Annotated in this window: 19 protein-coding genes; 12 read left to right on the forward strand and 7 right to left on the reverse strand. The window is 72.0% G+C overall.

Annotated features, from left to right (window positions below; genetic code table 11):
• The first annotated feature begins 11 nt into the window (after positions 1-11).
• The 6 genes from E0F75_RS40670 (at position 12) to E0F75_RS05010 (ending at position 8507) form a co-directional block, all read left to right on the forward strand.
• The gene (locus E0F75_RS40670; protein ID WP_374115375.1) at positions 12-3065 is read left to right on the forward strand and encodes a DUF6271 family protein; all 3054 of its coding nucleotides are present in this window, start codon (positions 12-14) and stop codon (positions 3063-3065) included.
• Positions 3062-4327, forward strand: a complete 1266-nt coding sequence (locus E0F75_RS04990) for an MFS transporter (protein ID WP_187621235.1) — start codon at positions 3062-3064, stop codon at positions 4325-4327. Before E0F75_RS40670 ends, E0F75_RS04990 begins: the two co-directional genes overlap by 4 nt.
• A 248-nt stretch (positions 4328-4575) precedes the next feature.
• Entirely contained in the window at positions 4576-5529 is a 954-nt protein-coding gene (locus E0F75_RS04995) for an NmrA/HSCARG family protein (RefSeq protein WP_187621236.1), read from the forward strand.
• 29 nt (positions 5530-5558) lie between these two features.
• On the forward strand, positions 5559-5930 hold the full coding sequence (locus E0F75_RS05000; protein ID WP_187621237.1) for a hypothetical protein: 372 nt from the start codon (positions 5559-5561) through the stop codon (positions 5928-5930).
• A 151-nt stretch (positions 5931-6081) separates the two neighbouring features.
• Positions 6082-6270 (forward strand): CsbD family protein, encoded by a 189-nt coding sequence (locus tag E0F75_RS05005; RefSeq protein WP_187621238.1) that lies wholly within the window; start codon positions 6082-6084, stop codon positions 6268-6270.
• A gap of 398 nt (positions 6271-6668) precedes the next feature.
• Positions 6669-8507, forward strand: coding sequence for an ABC transporter ATP-binding protein (locus tag E0F75_RS05010; protein ID WP_187621239.1), 1839 nt, complete (start codon positions 6669-6671; stop codon positions 8505-8507).
• A gap of 113 nt (positions 8508-8620) precedes the next feature.
• Here E0F75_RS05010 and E0F75_RS05015 read toward each other — a convergent pair whose 3' ends face one another.
• The 4 genes from E0F75_RS05015 to E0F75_RS05030 form a co-directional block, all read right to left on the reverse strand.
• Positions 8621-8932, reverse strand: coding sequence for an ATP-binding protein (locus tag E0F75_RS05015; protein ID WP_229312508.1), 312 nt, complete (start codon positions 8930-8932; stop codon positions 8621-8623).
• Positions 8884-9789, reverse strand: a complete 906-nt coding sequence (locus tag E0F75_RS05020; RefSeq protein WP_229312558.1) for a SpoIIE family protein phosphatase — start codon at positions 9787-9789, stop codon at positions 8884-8886. The genes E0F75_RS05015 and E0F75_RS05020 overlap by 49 nt, the downstream gene beginning before the upstream one ends.
• Positions 9723-9989, reverse strand: a complete 267-nt coding sequence (locus E0F75_RS05025) for a hypothetical protein (protein WP_187621242.1) — start codon at positions 9987-9989, stop codon at positions 9723-9725. Before E0F75_RS05025 ends, E0F75_RS05020 begins: the two co-directional genes overlap by 67 nt.
• 201 nt (positions 9990-10190) lie before the next feature.
• Complete coding sequence (locus E0F75_RS05030) at positions 10191-11156, reverse strand: pirin family protein (RefSeq protein ID WP_187621243.1); 966 nt, start codon at positions 11154-11156, stop codon at positions 10191-10193.
• A gap of 120 nt (positions 11157-11276) precedes the next feature.
• On the opposite strand from E0F75_RS05030, the gene E0F75_RS05035 reads away from it, so the two are divergent.
• The 4 genes from E0F75_RS05035 (at position 11277) to E0F75_RS05050 (ending at position 13926) form a co-directional block, all read left to right on the forward strand.
• Positions 11277-11624 carry a tetratricopeptide repeat protein gene (locus tag E0F75_RS05035; protein WP_187621244.1) on the forward strand — a complete coding sequence of 116 codons (348 nt, stop codon included), beginning with the start codon at positions 11277-11279 and terminating at the stop codon, positions 11622-11624.
• Positions 11625-11676: 52 nt separating this feature from the next.
• A complete protein-coding gene (locus tag E0F75_RS05040; protein ID WP_187621245.1) occupies positions 11677-12096 on the forward strand; it encodes a DUF6153 family protein in 420 nt (139 codons plus the stop codon).
• Positions 12097-12188: 92 nt separating this feature from the next.
• The gene (locus E0F75_RS05045; RefSeq protein ID WP_187621246.1) at positions 12189-12893 is read left to right on the forward strand and encodes a DUF305 domain-containing protein; all 705 of its coding nucleotides are present in this window, start codon (positions 12189-12191) and stop codon (positions 12891-12893) included.
• 130 nt (positions 12894-13023) lie between these two features.
• On the forward strand, positions 13024-13926 hold the full coding sequence (locus E0F75_RS05050; RefSeq protein WP_187621247.1) for a F510_1955 family glycosylhydrolase: 903 nt from the start codon (positions 13024-13026) through the stop codon (positions 13924-13926).
• Positions 13927-14003: 77 nt separating this feature from the next.
• On the opposite strand, the gene E0F75_RS05055 is transcribed toward E0F75_RS05050, so the two are convergent.
• A complete protein-coding gene (locus E0F75_RS05055; protein ID WP_229312509.1) occupies positions 14004-15704 on the reverse strand; it encodes an amidohydrolase in 1701 nt (566 codons plus the stop codon).
• A gap of 60 nt (positions 15705-15764) precedes the next feature.
• Positions 15765-17171 carry a cytosine permease gene (locus E0F75_RS05060; RefSeq protein WP_187621248.1) on the reverse strand — a complete coding sequence of 469 codons (1407 nt, stop codon included), beginning with the start codon at positions 17169-17171 and terminating at the stop codon, positions 15765-15767.
• 209 nt (positions 17172-17380) lie between these two features.
• Between E0F75_RS05060 and E0F75_RS05065 the strand changes: the two genes are divergently transcribed.
• Positions 17381-18067 carry a TetR/AcrR family transcriptional regulator gene (locus tag E0F75_RS05065; RefSeq protein WP_229312510.1) on the forward strand — a complete coding sequence of 229 codons (687 nt, stop codon included), beginning with the start codon at positions 17381-17383 and terminating at the stop codon, positions 18065-18067.
• 7 nt (positions 18068-18074) lie between these two features.
• On the opposite strand, the gene E0F75_RS05070 is transcribed toward E0F75_RS05065, so the two are convergent.
• A complete protein-coding gene (locus E0F75_RS05070) occupies positions 18075-19523 on the reverse strand; it encodes an NAD(P)/FAD-dependent oxidoreductase (protein WP_187621249.1) in 1449 nt (482 codons plus the stop codon).
• Positions 19524-19638: 115 nt separating this feature from the next.
• Here E0F75_RS05070 and trxA point away from each other — a divergent pair, with 115 nt between their 5' ends.
• Entirely contained in the window at positions 19639-20004 is a 366-nt protein-coding gene (trxA, locus tag E0F75_RS05075) for a thioredoxin (RefSeq protein WP_055598530.1), read from the forward strand.
• Positions 20005-20048 lie beyond the last annotated feature (44 nt).

Here is a 20048-nt window from a genome sequence, read left to right on the forward strand (position 1 = left end):
CCATCCGGGCCGTGGCCGAGGAGGCCGCGTACGGCGCCCGTGCGTTCGGCGTCGAGGTACGGCTGCTGGTCCTGGACTCCTCCGACGCGGCGACCGTCGCCGAGCACCGCGAGGTGATCGCCTCGCTGCCCACGACCCCCGGGGTGGTCGTGCACCACCTCGACGAGGACGAGCAGCGGACCTTCCTGCGGGAGGTGATCGCCCGCTCCGACGTCCCCGCACCGGACCGCGTGCTCGGCCTGATGCTGCCGGACCGCGTCTCCTACGGCGCCTGCACCAACCGCGCCTTCCTCCTCGCGGAGGCCCTGGGCTGCACGTCGGTCCACCGCCGCGACTCGGACAGCCGCTACCAGTACCTGGACGGCGAACCGGTCTTCCCGCTCCACCACGAGCTCATGGCCCTGGGGCAGCGGGCCGCCGACGTGGCCGGCCTGGTCTCCCGGAGCAGGCTCGACCCCGCCTGCGCGGACCGGCCGGTGGCGATGGTCGGCGGCTCCTTCGTCGGTGAGATGTCCGTGGACGTCGAGGAGATCCGCCGGCTCGACCCGGGGATCTACGAGGACGTCATCGGCCTGTCGATCCCCTCCGGCTACCCGGAGATCTGGCGCAGGAACCTGATCGCGGAGTCGTTCCGGGGCGCCGGAACGGCCGCGTACACCGGCGACCTGACGACGCTCATGAGCGTCAGCCCGACGCGCGTGGACATGTGCAACATCGCCTTCGACCGCGAGGTGTACGGCCGGGTGCCGCTACCGCCCGCCACCGACACCATCGGCAGCGACTACTTCCTCATCCACCTCGTCCAGGACGCCCGCCTGCCGGGTGTCCTGCACAACCGACACATCATCAACTTCCATACGAACGAACGTCGTTCGGATGACGGATTCCTCGCCTACCAACGCCGGTTCGCCAAGTACCTCCTCTCCACGCCGCACTTCGCATCGGTGTACACCGCGATGAAGGAGGCCGGTGTCGCACTGCTCGACGCCGAGGGCCACGTCCGGGCCTCCGTGGTCGCCGGGTTCGTCAGGGACAGCACCCGAGTGGACCGGTCGGAGAACGCCGAACGGCTCGATGTCCTCGACCGCTCCTACCGCGCCCTGGGCGGCCGCTACGCCACCGCCGCCGACGTCCTGGCCCCTCTTCACGAGCAGCTCCTCGACGAGGCACGGCAGGACATGGAGGAGTTCGCCCTGCTGACCGACGCATGGGAGGCCCTGAACCACGCGAGCCGGGCGGTCCCCCCGAGGAGCGCCCACACCCTCACGGTGGCGTACACCGGGGGCGAGGAGCGCCGGGGCCCCGTCACCATGGGACAGGCCAACATGATCCGCTGCATGCTGCGGGACGAGCCGGAGCACATCAACATCCACGATGTGTGGCCCGTTCCCGAGGGGACCCGGACGGAGTCCGCGATCGAGGCCCTCCGGTCGCTCGCGATACGGCACGAGGCACTGCGTACGACGTTTCCGCACGCCTCCGGGAGCGCACCCCGCGAGCAAGTGGTGTCTGCCGAGGGGACGTTCGCGGTCACCGTCCTCGATCACGAGGACCTGCCCGACGACCCCGCCGGGTACGCCGAGTCGTTGGCGCGCCTGGCCCGCGCCGAACGCTTCCGTCTGGACCGGGACTTCCCCCTCCGTGTCTCCCTCGTCGCCCGGTCCGGCGCACCCGTCTTCGTGGCCATGGCGGCGAGCCATGCCGTGACCGACGTCAGCGCCCTCGCGGTTCTCAAGGAGGAGTGGCTGAGCCTCCTCGCCGGTGAGACCCTCCCGCCGCCGGCCTCCCTCACTCCGCTCGGCCTCGCCGTCGAGGAGGCGAGTCCGGCCGGTCTCCGCAAGTCCGAGGCCTCGCTGCGGTACTGGGAGCGGATCATCCGCACCGGACCCCAGGCCATGTTCGCCGAGCCGGGCGCCGAGGGGACCGAGGTACGGACGCCGCAGCTCACCCTCCGGTCGCGGCGGGCCGCGCGGGCCCTGGCGCTCGTGGCCGAGCGCACCGGAGGCATGCCGTCCACGGTGCTGCTGACGGCGTGGTGCGCGCTCGTCGCCCACCGCACGGACCAGCACGCGTGCGTGGCCGCCGTCCCGACCTCCAACCGCTACCACCCCCGGCTCGCCCGCTCGGTGAACACGCTGTCCCAGGACGCGCTGCTCTCCCTCGACGTCCGGGTACCGACCTTCGACGCGCTGCTGAAGAAGGCCTGGGGGGCGGCGCTCAACGCGTACCGGCACAGTCAGTTCGACGCGGTGGCCCTCTGGGAGATGATCGGGAGGACGACCCACGAACGGGGCAGCCGGTTCGCGCGCGATGTCGTCTTCAACGACGTCAGCACGCTGCCCTCGACGGTCGCGACGGTCACGTCCGCGACCGGGGAGGATGCTGCGGCCGCGACGGCGGACGCAGCCACCGGCCTTGACCTGGAGTTGAGTTGGGGCCCGGACCAGGTGCTGCCGACCCGCGTCCTGACCTTCGTCCACGCGACGGAACCGCTGCTCCACCTGAGCACCTGGGTGGATCCCGCGCTGTTCAAGCGGGACGAGGCCGAGGCCTTCCTGACCGGTCTCGTACGGCTCCTGGAGGCGGCCGCCACGGACGACGTACCGCTCGCGTCACTGACCGAGGTGACGGGTGTCCGTCCGGTCGAGCGCGGGCCGCGGTGGTGCCGGGTCGACGGGTCCTGGACGTCGCCGCCGCTCGTGGCACAGGCGCTGAGCGAGGCCCTGGCAGGCCTGGACGTACACGTGACCGTGGATGCCGCGGCCCCGGACGGCAGCACGCCGGATGGCATGGGTCCGGACGGGACGACACCTGACGCCACGGCCGACGGCAGCACGCCACAGGACGGGGCCCTGACGGCGTACATCGCCGCCGGCGACACCCGACTGACACCGGTGCAGGCCCACACCGCGCTGATGGACGCGCTCCCCGGCCGCCCCGGAGTACTGGCCCCCCGCCGGTACGTGATCGTCGACGACCCGCCGGCGGAGGCGGACCGGACCAGCGCCTGGCTCCGGCAGCAGATTCTCAGGGAAGGAACCGGCCGGGACCGGGATGTGACATGACGATGGATGAGGCAACCGCGCAGCGGGAGCAGGGCTCCCCTCCCAGCCCGTGGCGATCGAGTCGCTTCCGGCTGTTCTTCACCGCGCGCAGCACCTCGCTGCTCGCCGACGGCATGCTGATGGTGTCGCTCACGACCGCCGTGCTCGGCGCGGGGTACGGGGCGGGCGGCGTGGGATACGCGCTGGCCGCGTGGATGGCGCCGATCGTGCTGCTCGTGCTGTTCGGCGGCGTGCTCGCCGACCGGTTCACTCCGCAGGTGATGATGGTCGGCGCGGACGTGGTGCGCATGGTCGCCATGCTGGCTCTCGCGGTGCTGCTGATCGGCTCGGACGTACAGCTGTGGCACATCATGGCGCTCCTCGCGCTCAGCGGCGCCGCGACCGCGATGTTCCAGCCGGGTCTGGCGAGTCTGGTCCCCCAGGTCGCCGAGGACATCCAGCGGGCCAACGCGCTGCTGCGGATCTCCGAGGCGATCTGCACCCTGCTCGGGCCGGGCGTGGCAGGCCTTCTCGTGGCCTACTGGAACGTGGCGGGTTCGTTCGTGGTCATCGCGGCGGCGTACGCGATGAGCGCGCTCGGCCTGGCGCCGCTGCGCAGGCTCAGCACCGCCAAGGACGAGAGCGACGACCCGATGTGGCACCGACTGGCCACGGGCTGGCACGAGTTCAGGTCGCGCTCGTGGCTGTGGGGGGTCATCGCGGTGTGGGCGGTGTACGGCCTGTTCGTCTTCGGCCCGGCGCTGCCGCTCGGCGCGGCACTGCTCACCGAACAGCACGGTGCGAGCGGCTACGGCTGGATCGCCTCGGCCGACGGCGCCGGCACGATCGTCGGCGGCCTGCTCGGCATGCGGGTCCGCCCGACGCGCCCGCTCGTCGCGGGGGCCTGCGCGATGTTCTTCTTCACCCTCAACCCCCTGGCCCCGGCCCTGGGTTGGTCCTTCACGGTGACGGCGCTCACCGGCGTCGTGGCCGGCTGCGGGTTCGCGTTCTGGGGCGTCATGTGGGCGACGAGCGTGCAGTCCCACATCCCGCTCGCCGTTCTGAGCCGCGTCTCGGCCTACGACGTGGCCGGCTCCATCATGGTCATCCCCCTGGGCCGGGCCCTGGCCGGCCCGGCGGCGGACGCGTACGGCGCGGACCGGGTGCTGCTGTTCTCCTCGGTCATGGGCATCGCACTCATCGGGGTCATGCTCTCCATACCCGCGATCCGCGCACTGGGACGCGCACCGAAGGAGTCACCGGCTCCGCTCGCGGGTACGTAGGGGCGGCGGCGAGTACTGTGCGGCGGCGGGGAAGGCCCGGCCGCCGCTGGGGCAGCTGCCGATGAGCCCCATGCTCGACGGCCGTAGACCGAATCCGAGACTGAGACCGGGTCCGAGACCGAGTCCTCGTCGGCGGGACTGAGGTGTCCGCGCGGCCCTCGCATGCGGGCGCCGTTCCCGGGAACACGCCCAGGAGGGAGCCTTCGGGCTCCACGGGTTCCGCACGCAGCTGTGAGGCGATTCCAGTCATGACCGCCAAGAAGATCATCACGGTGTTCGGCGCGACCGGACAGCAGGGCGGGGGCCTCGCGCGGGCGGTTCTGGCGGACCGGGACGGAGCCTTCGCGGTCCGCGCCGTCACGAGGCACCCCGACGGAGAACCCGCCGCCGAGCTGAAGCGGCTGGGCGCCGAGGTCGTACGGGGCGACATGGACGACCCGTCGAGCCTCGGCCCCGCTTTCGAGCACGCGTACGGCGCCTTTCTGATGACGAACTTCTGGGAGCACATGTCCGCCGAGCGGGAGAAGGCCCAGGCCGAAGCCCTGGCCGGGGCCGCCTCGCACGCGGGGGTGCAGCACGCGGTCTGGTCGACGCTCGAGGACACCCGTGAGTGCGTGCCGCTCGACGACGAGCGGATGCCGACGCTCCAGGAGCACTACAAGGTGCCGCATTTCGACGGCAAGGCGGAGGCGGACCACTACTTCCTCGACGCGGGCGTGCCGACGACGTTCCTCCGCACCACCTTCTTCTGGGAGAACCTGTTCGGTTCCTTCGCCCCGCAGCGCGGCGCGGACGGTGCCCTGTGGCTGACGTACCCGATGGGCGACGCCAGGCTCTCCGGGATGGCCGTGGACGACGTCGGCAGGACGGCACTGGCCGTCTTCGCACGCGGTACGGATCTCATCGCGGCGACGGTCAGCATCGCCGGCGAACATCTCAAGGTCGCCGACATGGCCGCGGCCCTGACCGAGGCCCTCGGCGAACCGGTGCGCTACCGCCCCCTCACTCCGGACGAATGGCGTGCGCAGGGATTCCCGGGCGCGGACGAGTCGGGGAACATGTTCCAGTACTACACGGACTGCGAGCAGCACTTCACGGAGGCCCGGGACATCGACGCCGTCCGGGGCCTCGACCCCGCCCTCCAGGACTTCGGCACATGGCTCGCGGCGCACCAGGACCGTCTGCGCACCACCTGGACGTGACCGCGCTCGACGCTCGACGGGAGTTCGTCATGCACGATCCCAATCCCAGGCTTCCCAGGCTCACCGATCAGGAACGGAAGATCCTCGAGGGGATCGAAGCGGGCCTTCGCGGCGACGCCTCCCTCGATCGCAGGCTGCGTTCGCTCGGACACACCGTCGCGGGTACGGCAGGCACGGGAGGCACCCGGGGCGGGGTCCTGCGACATCGCCTCGGCTGGTTCACCGCCGTCCTCGGCATCGCGTGCGTGGCCCTGTTCCTCCTCGCGGCCGCGTCCTCGTCGTCCGCCCCGCTGTGGCTCTTCGCCGCGGTGTGGGTGGTCACCGCGGTGTGCCTGATGCGGCTGCTGCTGGGGGCGGTGGCCCGCCGAAGGAGCGCGGCGGCGCGGCGGAGAGCGGACTGAACGCGCTCGGCGCGGGCCGGAACGCGACCCCGCCGAGCCGTCGACGCCCACAGCCACGCACGGGGCACGCCGCATGAACCCCGGCATCAAGGGCAGTGGCCCTTGGAAGGGAAGCGGACCCGGCGCGGGAATCGACGGAAGGAACCCGATCATGCGCAAGAGCACCGTGCAGAAGGGCAAGGGAACCGTCAAGGAGGCGGCGGGGAGGGCCACCGGAAACGAGCGCCTGGAGGCGGAGGGCAAGGCCGACCAGATGGCGGCCGAGGCCCGAGCGGCGATCGAGCGGGTGCACGAGAGCGCGCAGAAGGCGCGCGACGACATGAAGCGAAGCAGCTCCTGAGGGCCGGCTCCACCGAGCGAAGCAGCTCCTGAGCGCCGGGCCTCCTGAGCGGCTCATCTCCCGATGAGCAGCCGATGGCCTCCGGACGTCAGCCCCTGACCGTCGTCGGCGCAGGCCCGTCGGGCCAGGCGGGTGGAAGCGTTGCGTTCCTCCGCCCGGTGGAGCACCACATCACCCCGCCTGACCACGCCTGCGTCGATGCGCGAGTCGGCGCTGCGCCCGGGATCATTCGCTTCTCACATGATGACCTGTCAAACGGTCGGGGAATTCCTGCCGGTTACACCTCTGGGGCGCGAGGGGGTTCTGCCGGAGGCACGCCGAGAAAACCCTTGGACGGCATACGTCCCCACACGGAAAACTGCCCATCCTGTCCACTTTGATCCGAAAGGCAGGATTGGATGGGAACACCCGAATCGCGCAAGAGTTCGCCGGGCAGGGGCTCGGTACTCCTCGCGCTTCGCTTCTACACACGGGAGCTGACCCGCCTCAAGTGGTGGACCGTGCCCGCGATGCTGCTCCCGGCACTGGGCAACATCGGAATCTTCTACATCGTGCCGCTGATCGTCGCCAAGCTCGTCGGCCGCATCGCGGGGGACTCCGGAGGTGGCGCCGGAGGTGGCATCGGGGATGGCATCGGCCCGATGCTGCCGTACGTCCTCGGGTTCGCCGGTGTGCTGCTCTTCGCCGAGGCGCTGTGGCGCGTCGGGCTGCACTGTCTGAACCGGCTGGACGCGCTCGGCATCGAGCACCTGTACGTGATCGGGATGGACGCGCTGTTCGCCAAGGACGCCGCCTTCTTCCACGACAACTTCGCCGGCTCGCTGACCAAGCGGGTCCTCAGCTTCGCCTCGCGGTTCGAGGAGTTCGTCGACACGCTCACCTTCTCGGTGATGGGCAAGTTCGTGCCCCTGGTGTTCGCGTCGGTGGTGCTGTGGATGTACGAACCCCTGCTCGTGGTCGGTCTCCTGACGATGATCGCGGTCACGTCGCTGTGCGTACGGCCCCTGATCCGTCGCCGCCAGGCACTCGTCGACCGACGCGAGGAGGCGATCGCCCGGGTGTCGGGCCACGTCTCCGACAGCCTGATGAACATGGACACGGTCCGGTCGTTCGCCGCAGAGGAACGCGAGGCAGCCGAACACCGCTCCCGGGTGGCCGAATCGCGCCGCCTCACGTTGCGTTCGTGGGACTACGGCAACCTGCGCATCGACACGCTGATCGCACCGATGTCCGTGCTGACCAACGTCCTCGGCCTGGTGCTCGCGCTCTCTCTCGGCGCGGGGGAACACGGAGTGGAGGCCGTCGTCGTCGCCTTCACCTACTACTCCAACGCCACACGCATCATGTTCGAGTTCAACCAGATCTACCGCCGTCTGGAAAGCTCGATGACGGAAGCCGCACAGTTCACCGAACTGCTGCTGACCCCGCCGACCGTGCGGGACCCGGAGAGGCCGGAACCGCTCCTCTCCGACGGCGCCGATGTGCACTTCGAGCAGGTGACCTTCGCCCACGCGGGGGCGAAGCCGCTCTTCGAGGGCCTCGAACTGGCCGTACCCAGCGGTGCGAAGGTGGGCTTCGTCGGCCGGTCCGGCGGAGGCAAGACCACGCTCACCCGGTTGCTGCTCCGGATGACGGACATCGACGGCGGCCGGATCACGATCGGCGGACAGGACATCAGCCGGCTGCGGCAGGCCGAGCTGCGCAGCCTGATCGCCTATGTGCCGCAGGACCCGGCGATGTTCCACCGCACGCTGCGGGAGAACATCGCCTTCGCCCGGCCGGATGCCACGGACGCCGAGATCCGCCGTGCGGCCGAGGCGGCGCACGTCACGGAGTTCGTCGACACGCTGCCCGAGGGCTTCGACACGATGGTGGGAGAGCGCGGAGTGAAGCTGTCCGGCGGCCAGCGCCAGCGGGTCGCCCTCGCGCGGGCGATTCTTCGCGACGCGCCGATCCTGCTGCTCGACGAGGCGACCAGCGCCCTGGACTCCGAGAGCGAGATCCTCGTACAGGACGCGCTCTGGCGCCTCATGGACGGGCGGACGGCGCTCGTGGTGGCGCATCGGCTCAGCACCGTCGCCACCATGGACCGGCTCGTCGTCCTCGACAGCGGACGCATCGTCGAGCAGGGCACGCATCACGAGCTGCTCGCCGCGGAGGGTGCCTACGCGAAGCTGTGGCAGCACCAGTCGGGCGGCTTCCTCGACGACACCGCCACCACGGCGGAGCAGGTGTAGAACCGAGCGGACCTCATCGCCTCCCGGGGAGGTGGCTCACCGACCCCCGCGCGCGTCTCGGTCCCGCCCGGGACGCGGGGTCGGCCGAGGTGGCCCGGCTGCGGAGGGAGCGCCTAGGAAGTGTCTTGCCAGGCCCGTCCCCACCCCTCGATGGCGAACTCGGCCCACAGTGCCTTGCCCCCGCCGACGTATCTGACACCCCAGCTGTCGGCCAGGGAGCCACAGATCTGAAGGCCCCGCCCGCCTTCGTCCACGGCCTTGGCATGGCGTAGATGAGGGGCGGTCGGGGCGCCGTCGGTCACCTCACAGATCAGTGTGCGCTCGCCCCTGATCAGTCGCAGGGTGATCGGTGCCGCTCCGTAGCGGATGGCGTTCGTCACGAGCTCACTGACGACGACCGACACCGCGAAGGCGTCGACGGCCACGCCCCACCGGGTGAGGCACTCCTCGACGTGCCGACGGACGAGGGGTCCGGAAGGACGGGCCATTCGTCCAGATCGCTCTCGGGCAGGAGGAGCGTCCTCGCGACGAGGAGCACGCGGTCCCTGGCAAGCAACTGCTCCACGGCGTCCGCCGTCTTCTCCGGTCCGCGACCCGGGTGGCCCAGAGCAGCCACCAGCTGCTCCGTCGTCGGCCCCTGGCCCTCCGCCGTGGCCGCCGACACGAGACACAGGATGCTCCCTTCCGGCATCACCTGCGTGGCGTAGGCGAACGGGGGCCCCTCGGCGCCCAGCAGCGGAGTCCGGCCCAGCGGGTCGATGTCCACCGAATCGTCGGGCCGGACGACGGCGAACAGGGAGGCGCCGGCGCCTGCCGCGTCGATCCGTCCGCTGACCGGATCGTGCACCCCGTACGTACAGCTCGCCGTGGTGTCCTCGACTCCGGCCCTCGGGCTCGCCTCATGGGTGAGCCGCAGCGTGGTGTCGTGGAGCCGCGCGAGGAGGGCGTCGGTGAGTGCGACCAGGGCCGGGTCGGCGAACGCCGGAACGGTCGCGTCGACCAGATCCGTGGCTGTCCGGCCCAGGTCCAGGCTCGTGCCGATCCGTTCACGCACGGTGTGAAGCAGGTCGAGTCTCTTCCGTGCCCGCTCCCGCTCGGTGACGTCCGTCGCGGTCACCACAAGCCCCAAGGGTTCCCCGGTCCGGTCGTGGAGGCGGTAGGCGGAGGCCGAGAAGATGTGCTCGCGCAGGGGGTCGGCCGGTGGGTGGGAGCGTTTCAGCACGTCCAGCGCCGGCCTGCCGGTGCGCAGCACGTCCCTGAGGACGTCCTCGTGGAGGGGGATGCCGCCCGGCCGTAGGTCTCGGCCGCCGGCCGCCCGACGAGGTCGTCCTCGAAGAGACCGCGCACGCCGAGCGCGTACGCGTTGACCCGGACCAGGCGGAACTCGGGGTCGAGGACGTGCAGCCCGACGGAGGACTGGGTGAAGACGGCGTCCAGGACGGCCTCGTCAAGCGCCGCGAGGTCGCCGTCCGCCCGCCACACCCCCCAGGTGGGGCCCTCCGGACGGTCGGGGACCCCCGTGCGAGAAGCCGGCGGCCGTCCTCCGGAGCGGCTGCGAGGAACTCGGCGGCGGTTCGTCCCCGCGCGTCCGCCGCCCGGAGGTCGAGCAGGCGCTCAGCGGCCTCGCTCCAGCCCACCACCTGCCCCCTCGCCCCCCGTCGACCCGATGGGAGAAGACCCGGCTCAGCGCACGCGCCCCCGGGCCTTCAGGTGAGCGGCCGGGACCTCCGGGGCCGGCAGGGGGTCGCCGTCGTAGCCCTTGACGTCGCCGAAGCGGGCGCCCGTCGTCCAGTCCTCGCGCGCCTCGCGGATCTCCTCATCCGTGCGGCCCACGAAGTTCCACCACATGACGATCTCCTCCTCGAACGGTTCGCCGCCGAGGAGCATCAGTCCGGCGTCGGAGGCCGCGCGGAGGGGGAGCTCGGTGCGGCCGCAGCCGAGGTAGAGCATGGAGCCGGGCAGGACCGGGACGCCGTCGACGTGGACCTCGCCGGACATGGCGAGGACCGCGTACTCGAAGTCGGGGTCCAGGGGGAGGCGGGTCTCCGTGCCGGAGGTGAGCGCGAGGTCGGCGCCGATGATCGGGGTGTACGTCGTGCCGGGCGAGGCGGCGCCGTCGAGCTCGCCGAGGATCACGGTGGCCGTGAGGCCCGGGCTCGTGATCCGGGGGAGGTCGGCGTGGTGCTGGAAGTGCGGCTCCACATGACGGTGGGCGTCGGGGAGGGCCACCCAGAGCTGCGCGCCGTGGAGGAAGCGGGCGTGCTGCCGCGGGCTCTCCTCGGAGTGGGAGATGGCCCGGCCCGAGGTCATCAGGCCCAGCTCGCGCGGTCGGATGGTCTGGAGGCCGCCGGTGGAGTCCCGGTGCAGGACCTCGCCCTCGTGGAGCCAGCTGACGGTCTGGAGTCCCATGTGCGGGTGCGGCGGGACCTGCATGCCCGGTTCGTCGGCGATGTCGTCGGGGCCGTAGTGGTCGACGAACGCCCAGGCCCCGACCATCCGCCGGCCCAGGTTCGGGAGCAGTCGGCGGACCTCGGTCGACTCACCGAGCTGGACGTGACGGGGGCTGAGGAGTTCCCGTACCGGCTCGGCGACGACGAATCCGCGGCCGCCGCACACGGTCAGCGCGGCCTGACGATCAAGATTGCTCATGCTCAACCTGTTCCTGTCCGGAGACGGCAACCATTGTGGAATGTTCAACCATCTCGGTGTGTTGACGTGGTCGACCACCCCACAGGGTGGCAGATCCGGGCCTCGGGAAAGGGCGAGCAAGTGAGCGACACGTACTACGAGTTCGGAACGGCCGGCGAGCGCTGGGACCGCGCCCGGCTCTTCTTCGACGCGAAGGAGTACGGAACGGCCGTCCGCATCCTCACCGGGCTGGTCGCGGAGCACCCGGAGCAGACGGCCCAGCGGCTCCTTCTCGCCCGCGCCTACTACCACTCCGCCCAGCTCTCCCGGGCCGAGACCGAGCTGCGGGCGATCCTGGAGCGCGACCCGGTCGAGCACTACGCCCGACTGATGCTGGGCCGCACCCTGGAGCGCCTGGGGCGCGCAGACGAGGCCGCGCCGCACCTGCGGATGGCCGCCGCGATGGCGGGCGAGACACCGCCGGCCTGACGCGCTCCTGATACCCCCGTCCGGTATATTCGGCGGCCAGGAGGTCCTGGCCATGCGTACACACCGAGCGGAACGCCGCAGACGAGCAGAAGGTGCCCTGGCGCACCTTCTGCTCGTCGTCGTGCTCGCGCTCGGGGTGTTCCTGATGCACGCCGTCGGCCACCCCGAGGGGTCCGCCGGCGGCATGGGGACCGGCTCGGCGTCCGCCCACCACTCCGTCGCCCCGCACGGTGACGAGGGCGCCGACACCGACACCGACGCGGGGCACGAGCCGGGTTCGGGGATGGACATGACCACCCTGTGCGTGGCCGTCCTCGCCGGCTGGCTGTTCGCGGGGCTCGTCAGGGCCGCGCTCGGCCGCCGCCCCGACTGGCTCACCCTGCTGCTCGCGCGGCTGACGCCCGCGCTGGGGCCCCACGCACCCCCGCCCCTACCTCCCGACCTCGCCCAGCTGTCCGTCCTGCGGATCTAGGCCGTACCGCCACCGCGGGCGCCTCGCGCTGCCCGTGAACGCCTTCGGCCTGCCCATGTCCGTCTGTACGACCAGCACACGAGGTATCACCCATGCGTTCCTTCACCCATCGCACCGCCAGGACGTTCGCCCTTGTCGGCGCCGCCACCGCGACCGGGCTGCTGCTCACCGCCTGCGGCACGGACGACGGCAAGAGCGGAATGGACCACGGCGGAGCGTCCGCCACGGCGTCCGCCTCCGCTTCCGCGTCCGGTTCCGCGCCGGCCACCCCGTCTGCCTCCGGTTCCGGTTCCGGTTCCGGTTCCGGTTCCGCCGACGTGACCGCCGCACCCGGCGCCTTCAACGACGCGGACGTCATGTTCGCCCAGATGATGATCCCCCACCACGAGCAGGCCCTGGAGATGGCGAAGCTCGCCGAGGGCCGCGCCGAGGACCCCGAGGTCAGGAAGCTGGTCACCGCGATCGAGCAGGCCCAGGACCCCGAGATCCAGAAGATGCGGGCCTGGCTCAAGGGCTGGGGCAAGCCCGAGTCCGCCGGTCACGGCGGCGGGGGCGGCCACGGCATGGCCGGGATGATGTCCGAGCAGGACATGAAGGACCTCTCCGCCGTCAAGGGCAAGGCCTTCGACCGCAAGTTCGCCGAGCTCATGATCGCCCACCACGACGGCGCCGTCGCCATGGCGAAGGACGAGCAGAAGAACGGCGCGAACCCCACCGCCAAGGCGCTCGCCGACGACGTCGTACGGACCCAGTCCGACGAGGTCGCCGCCCTGAAGAAGGTCCTCGACCGGCTCTGATCCGGTCCGGCTCCCCCTTCCCGTACACCCGGCACACGGCACACGGATACGTCCGCGCGCCACGGGCGGCCCGTCCCTCCTCGGGGCGGGCCGCCCCACCGCCGTACCCCTGCTCCCAGGCGAAAGAACGATGACGAAGCACTTCACCCGCCCGGCGGCCACCGCAGCCGCCCTCACCCTGTCCCTGGCCCTCGCCCTCGCCGCGTGTTCGACGTCCGGCGAGTCAGACGGCGAGTCGTCCGGCGGCAGGGCCCCCGGTGCCGGCTCCGCCGCGGCCCTCAGCCACATCCATGGGATCGGCCTGCGCGGCGACAGCCTCTACGTCGCCACCCACCAGGGCGTCTACACACCCGACGCCGACGGCTCCCCGATCCCCGTCGGCGACCGCCGGGACGACTTCATGGGCTTCACCGTCACGGCCGACGGCGACTTCCTCGCGAGCGGTCACCCGGCCCCGGGTGCCGACGGCCCCGCCGACCTCGGTCTCGTCGCCTCGACGGACTCCGGGCGCACCTGGCGGGAGAAGTCGCTCGCCGGAAAGGTCGACTTCCACGCCCTCGACACCGCGCGCGACTCCACCGTCTACGGCTACGACAGCGCGAACGGGCTCCTCCGGGTCAGCGCCGACGGCGTCACCTGGGACGACCGCGCTGCGCTGCGCGCCCTCGACATCGCCGTCTCCCCCGCCGATCCGGCGACGGTCCTCGCCTCCACCGAGTCCGGGGTGGCCCGCAGTACGGACGGCGGCAGGACCTTCGCGCCCGGTGCGGGCCGGGTCCTCGCGTACCTCTCGTGGGGCGCCCCCGACGCCCTCTTCGGCGTCGATCCCGACGGCGTCCTCTTCCGCGGTACGGGCGGGGGCGCCGGCTGGACCCGGGTCTCCACCGTGCCGGGCGGGGCCCCGCAGGCGCTCACGGTCGTGGACGCCCGCCGTCTGTTCGTCGCGACCGGGGACGGGGTGTACGCGTCACGGGACGCGGGCCGGACCTTCGAGCGCCGGATGGCGGTGAAGGCCGCGGGCGGCGGCCACTGACCGGCACCACCGCCCTGCGATCCCGACCCGGGACGGGCCCCGCCCGCCCGGGTCGTGCCGGCCGGCGCGCTCCCCGCTCAGCGCTCCACGACCACCTCGCCGCCCACCACGACCGTCTCCGCCACCGTGCCCGGGATCTCCTCCGGGGCGATGCGCAGGATGTCGCGGGAGAGCACGACGAAGTCGGCGAGCTTGCCGACGGTCAGCGAACCCCGCTCGTGCTCCAGGAAGTTGGCGTACGCCGAGCCCATCGTGTAGCCCTCGACCGCGGTCTCGACGTCGATCGTCTCCCCCGCCGTCCACGCCTCCCCGCCACCGGGCGGGCGGCGGGTCACGGCGGCGTGGATGCCGACCATGGGGTCCATCTCGGCGACGTTCCAGTCGCTGGAGAGGGCGAGGACGGCGCCCGCCTCGCTCAGGCTGCGCAGCGGCCAGGCCTTGTGCCAGCGGTCGGGGCCGACGTTCTCGGCCCAGTCCTGGCCCGGTCCCGCGATGTCCGGGGCGGCGTGCCGGGGCTGCATGCAGGCGACGACGCCGAGTTCGGCGAAGCGCGGGGTGTCGGCCGGGTCGAGGCACTCGACGTGGACGATCTGGTGACGGGCGTCGCGTGGCCCGTTGGCGGCGCGGGCCCGCTCGACGGAGTCGAGCACGGTCCGGATGCCCCGGTCGCCGGTGGCGTGGACGAAGCACTGGAAGCCGCGCGCGTCGAGCCGGGTGAGGAGCTCGGCGAACTCCTCGGGCGGGTAGAAGGTGTCGCCGCGGTGGTGGGCGCAGCCCGCGTACGGCTCCAGGAGGGCGGCCGTACGGGGTTCCACGACGTCGTCGATGTACAGCTTGAGCGGTCCGACCCGCAGCCGGTCGTCCGCGAACTCCTCGGCCACGGCCTGGAACTCGTCCAGGTCGGTGTCGGTCGTGCCGCGCGGGTGGAAGAGCGCGGCGACGATCCGGGAGCGCAGGCGGCCCTCGGCGCGGGCACGCTGGAAGAGGGCGAGGTCGTCGAGGGAGTTCTGGGGTTCGACGACGGTGGTGATGCCGAAGCCGATGGCGTCGTCGAGGCTCTTGGCGAGCCGGCCGTACTGCCGGTCCGGCGCGGCCCACGGGACGCCGAGCTCGCGGAGGGCGCGGTGACCGTCCCGGGAGAGCCCCTTGACGGCGAAGTCCTTGACGAATCCGGTGGGTTCGCCGGTCGCCGGGTCGGTGACGGCCCGCCCGAAGGGGAGGTCGGTGTGGTCGCGGTCGACGCCGAGCCTGCGGAGGGCGGCGGTGTTGAGCCAGGCGGTGTGGACGTCGTAGCTGAGGACGAGGGCGGGGGTGTCGCCGGTGGCCGGGTCGAGGTCGGCGGCGGTGGGCATGCGCCCGTCGGGGACGGCGGAGTAGTCGAAGGCCTCGGCCTCGATCCACTCTGCGCCGGGGTGCGCGGCGTGCCAGGCGCGGATGCGGTCGTGGATCGCGTCGAGGGTGCGGGCGCCGGCGAGCTGGACGCAGGCGTCGTCGGAGCCGAGGCGGACATGGTTGTGGGCGTCGACGAAGCCGGGCAGGACGAGCCGTCCGCCGGCGTCGAGAACCCGGGTGCCGGGCCCGGCCCAGGCGCGGGCCTCCGCGTCGGAGCCGATCCAGACGATCCTGCCGTCACGGACGGCGAGGGCCTCGGCCTCGGGGAGCGCGGGGTCCACGGTGTGGATCCGCGCGCCGGTGAGGAGGAGGTCGGCGGGGAAGAGGCCGGGGGAAGAGGCGGCGGTCGGAGCGGGGGCGGAGGACGGGGTGGTGGTGCCGTTCATGCGGGGTGACTCCGTGACGTACGTACGAGGGGTGTTCAGTCGGTTCCGGGGCGCCCGGGCTCAGGGATGTACCGGTGCGACCGTCCGGCGCGCGAGGAGCACGTACACGAGCGCCGAGACTCCCGCGCCGAGCAGCGTGAGGTTCGCGCCGCCGAGGGGGGCGACGAGCGGGCCGGTCCACAGCTCGGAGTCGCAGGTCAGCGCCGAGAAGAGCAGGCCCGCGAGGAGCGCGATCAGGCCGGGCGGGTGCCAGCCGGAGCGGTACCAGTAGGCGCCGCCGGTGCTCGCGTGCAGTCCGGCGGAGTCGTACGTGCAGCGGCGGAGCACCATGTCGGCGAGGAAGACCCCGCCCCAGGGGGCGAAGACGATGATCAGGAGGGAGAGGAAGGAGAGGAGCGAGGTGGTGAAGTCGGTGAGGAAGAGGGCGCCGAGGGAGCCGGCGGCCGTCACGGCGGCGCTGATGACGATGGCGCGGGCCCGGGTCCAGGGGATGCCGAGGACCTGGAGGTTCAGGCTCGACGAGTAGAGCGTGATGATCGAGTTGGTGACGGACCCGCCGAGGACCAGGGCGAGGAAGAGCGGCTGGAACCAGCCGGGAAGCAGGCTCTCGGTCCCGGCGACGGCGTCGGTCATGTCCACCTGGGTCGCGGCGGCCACCCCGGCCACCCCCAGGGCGACGGAGGAGACGAAGCCGCCGAGGGCTCCGCTCCAGGTCACGGCCTTGAGGGAGGTCGTGCGGGGCAGGTAGCGGGTGTAGTCGGCGGGCATGGGGAGGTACGAGAAGGGGCCGGCGAGCATCACGACGAAGGCGAGGCTCCAGCCGGCGGCGCCGGGTGCGGCGGAGGGGGCGGAGGTGTCGGCGCCCGGCAGGACGAGGACGAGCAGGGCGGCGAACCCGACGGCGAGGACGTACGCCATCCAGCGTTCGGCGAACTGGACGGTGGCGTGGCCCCAGAGGGCGACGGCGAAGGTCAGCGCGAGGGTGACGCCGAGGGCGAGGGCGCGGGTGGTGGAGCCGCCGCTCCAGCCGAGGTCGGCGAAGAAGGCTTCGAGGGCGAGGGTGCCCACCACGGTGTTCACGATGGTGTAGCCGATGCTGACGATCCAGTTGAGCAGACCGGCCGGCCAGTTGCCGCGCAGGCCGAAGGCGGCGCGGGAGATGACGAGGGTGGCGGTGCCGGTGCGGACGCCGCTGAGGCCGGCGGCGCCGATGGCGAGGAAGGAGAGGCCGCCGATCACGACGACGGCGGTGGCCTGCCAGAAGGAGAGCCCGAAGGCGACGGCGAGGGCGCCGTTGATGACGTAGGTGAAGGTGAGGTTCGAGCCGAACCAGAGCCAGAAGACGTCCTTGGCGCTGCCGTGCCGTTCGGCGTCGGGGATGGGGTCGATCCCGTGCTCCTCGACCTGGAACACCTCGTCGCGGGCCGTGGTCGCCGTGGTTCCGGGCGCCGTCTCGTGTCCGAGCACACCGCACCTCCTGATCCTGAGCGTCGTCCTGGACGCTGCCGTGAACGCTGACTGAACGCCGTCTCGAACGCTGCCTTGAATGACGTTCTAAGTTATTGAATGGCATTCAAGATGTGCGATGGGTTCCGGCCGCGTCAAGACCTTCGAGGTTGCGATTAAGGTCGATCCAGCAGAGGCACCGGTGGATCGACGGAACGGGGACAGCGGCGGTGGCAGGGGCGGCACGACGGCGGGACGGGCACGTCACCCAGGAACGGATGCTGGAGGAGGCCATGACGGCGATCGCCGAGGACGGCCTCTCCTCGCTCACGATGTCGGCGCTCGCGGAGCGGCTCGGCACGAGCGGCGGCCACATCCTGTACTACTTCGGCAGCAAGGACCTGCTGCTGCTCGCGGCCCTCCGATGGAGCGAGGCCGCGCTGGCCGAGGAGCGCCGCGCGCTGCTCTCCCGGCGGATCACGGCCGAGCGCAAGCTCGACCGGTTCCTGCGGCTCTATCTGCCGCGCGGGCCGCGCGATCCGCGCTGGACCCTGTGGATCGAACTGTGGGCCCGCACCCCCGGCAACAGCGCGCTCGGCGAGGCCCAGGAAGAGCTGGACCGGGGGTGGCACGAGGACCTGGAGGCGCTCCTGGCGGCGGGCGTCGCGCGGCGTCGCTTCGCCCCGCTCGACGCCGGGGCGCGCGCCTCCGAACTCCTGGCCCTGCTCGACGGGTTGAGCACCCGGGTCGTCCTGAGCCAGGAGTCCGGCCGTGATCCGCGGCCCGCCCTGGAGGTGGCCCGGTCGGCGGTACGCGCGCTGATCACCCCGTATCCCTCCGGCACCGGCGACGTCCCGGACGGTACCGACAGCGAACCGAACGTCACCGGCAACGTCCCGGGCGGTGCCACGTCTTGACGGCTCGTCAGCCCCGGTAGGCCTCAAGGAGGCGCAGCCACGCCTCGCTCAGCGTCGGGTACGACGGTACGGCGTGCCACAGGCGGGCGATCGGGACCTCGCCGACGACCGCGACCGTCGCCGAGTGGACGAGCTCGCCGATGCCCGGGCCGACGAAGGACGCGCCGAGGATCACCTCGCGGTCGAGGTCGACGACCATCCGGGCGTGCCCCTGGTAGCCCTGGGCGTAGAGCCCGGCCCCGGCGACGTGGCTCATGTCGAGGTCCACGGCCCGGACCCGGTGGCCGGCCCGCTCCGCCTCGGCGAGCGAGAGCCCGACGGCGGCCGCCTCGGGGTCGCTGAACACCACCTGCGGTACGGCGGCGTGGTCGGCGGTGGCCGCGTGCGCGCCCCAACTCGACTCGTCCAGGGCTTCCGTGCCCTTCGCGCGGGCTGCGATCGCGGCGCCGGCGATCCGGGCCTGGTACTTGCCCTGGTGGGTCAGGAGCGCGCGGTGGTTGACGTCCCCGACGGCGTACAGCCAGTCGGTGCCGGTGACCTTGAGGCTGTCGTCGACGTCGAGCCAGGAGCCCGGCTTCAGGCCGACGTGCTCCAGGCCGATGTGCTCGGTGCGCGGGGCCCGGCCGGTCGCGAACAGCACCTGGTCGCCCTCGACGTGGTCGCCGCCCTCCAGGACCACGGTGACCGGTCCCGTGCCGCCGTCGCGTACGACCGCGGTGACCGAGACGCCGGTACGGATGTCCGCGCCGCGCGCGGTGAGGGCCGCGGCCACGTGCTCGCCGACGAAGGGCTCCATCCTGGGCAGCAGTCCCCCGCCCCGTACGAGCATCGTCACCTTCGACCCGAAGGCGTGCCAGGCGGTCGCCATCTCAACGCCGACGACTCCCCCGCCGACCACGATGAGCCGTCCCGGCACCCGGTCGGAGCTGGTCGCCTCGCGGCTGGTCCAGGGGCGCGCCCCGGACAGGCCGGGCAGATCGGGGAGGACGGCGCGGCTGCCGGTGCAGACGGCGACCGCGTGGCGGGCGGTGAGGACGTGACGCTCGCCCTCGGGGCCCGCGACCTCGACCCGGCGGGGCCCGAGGAGACGGCCGTGGCCCCGGAAGATCCGTACGCCGATCGAGTCGAGCCAGTCCACCTGGCCGTCGTCCGTCCAGTCGCCGACGACCTCGTCCCGGTGGGCGAAGACCTCAAGGGCGTCGAGCGGGCCGTAGACCGACTCGCGCAGGCCCGCCACCTTCCGGGCGTCGGAGCGGGCGATCACCGGACGCAGGAGGGCCTTGCTGGGCATACAGGCCCAGTACGAGCACTCGCCGCCGATCAGCTCGCTCTCGACGATCGCGGCACTGAGGCCGGCGGCCCGCACCCGGTCGACGACGTTCTCGCCCACGGGGCCGGCCCCCAGGACCACCACGTCGTACTCGTGCTCGTGCTCGCTGTCCACCGTTCGTGTCATGGCTGACAGTCTGGCTCAGCGGCGCGGAATAGCGCGGCTCGATACGCCGTTGTGCCGGGCGAGTCCCCAGGGGACCGTGAGGACACCGCCAGGAGATCCCCGAAAGGTAGGAACAATGAGCACCGTGGAGCTCACCAAGGACAACTTCGACGAGGTCGTGAGTGGGAACGATTTCGTCCTGATCGACTTCTGGGCTTCCTGGTGCGGTCCCTGCCGTCAGTTCGCCCCGGTCTACGACGCGGCCTCCAAGCGCCACGAGGACCTGGTGTTCGCCAAGGTGGACACCGAGGCGCAGCCGGAGCTGGCGGCGGCGTTCGAGATCCGCTCGATCCCGACGCTGATGATCGTCCGCGACAACGTGGCGATCTTCGCGCAGCCCGGTGCCCTGCCGGAAGCCGCGCTCGAGGACGTCATCGGCCAGGCACGGAAGCTGGACATGGACGAGGTCCGCAAGTCCGTCGAGGACGCCAAGCAGAAGTGATCCACCGCGAGGGGGGTACGGGAGTCGCTCCCGTACCCCTCTCG

The sequence above is a fragment of the Streptomyces sp. CB02980 genome, assembly GCF_014451325.2.
In the GTDB taxonomy this organism is placed as follows: domain Bacteria; phylum Actinomycetota; class Actinomycetes; order Streptomycetales; family Streptomycetaceae; genus Streptomyces.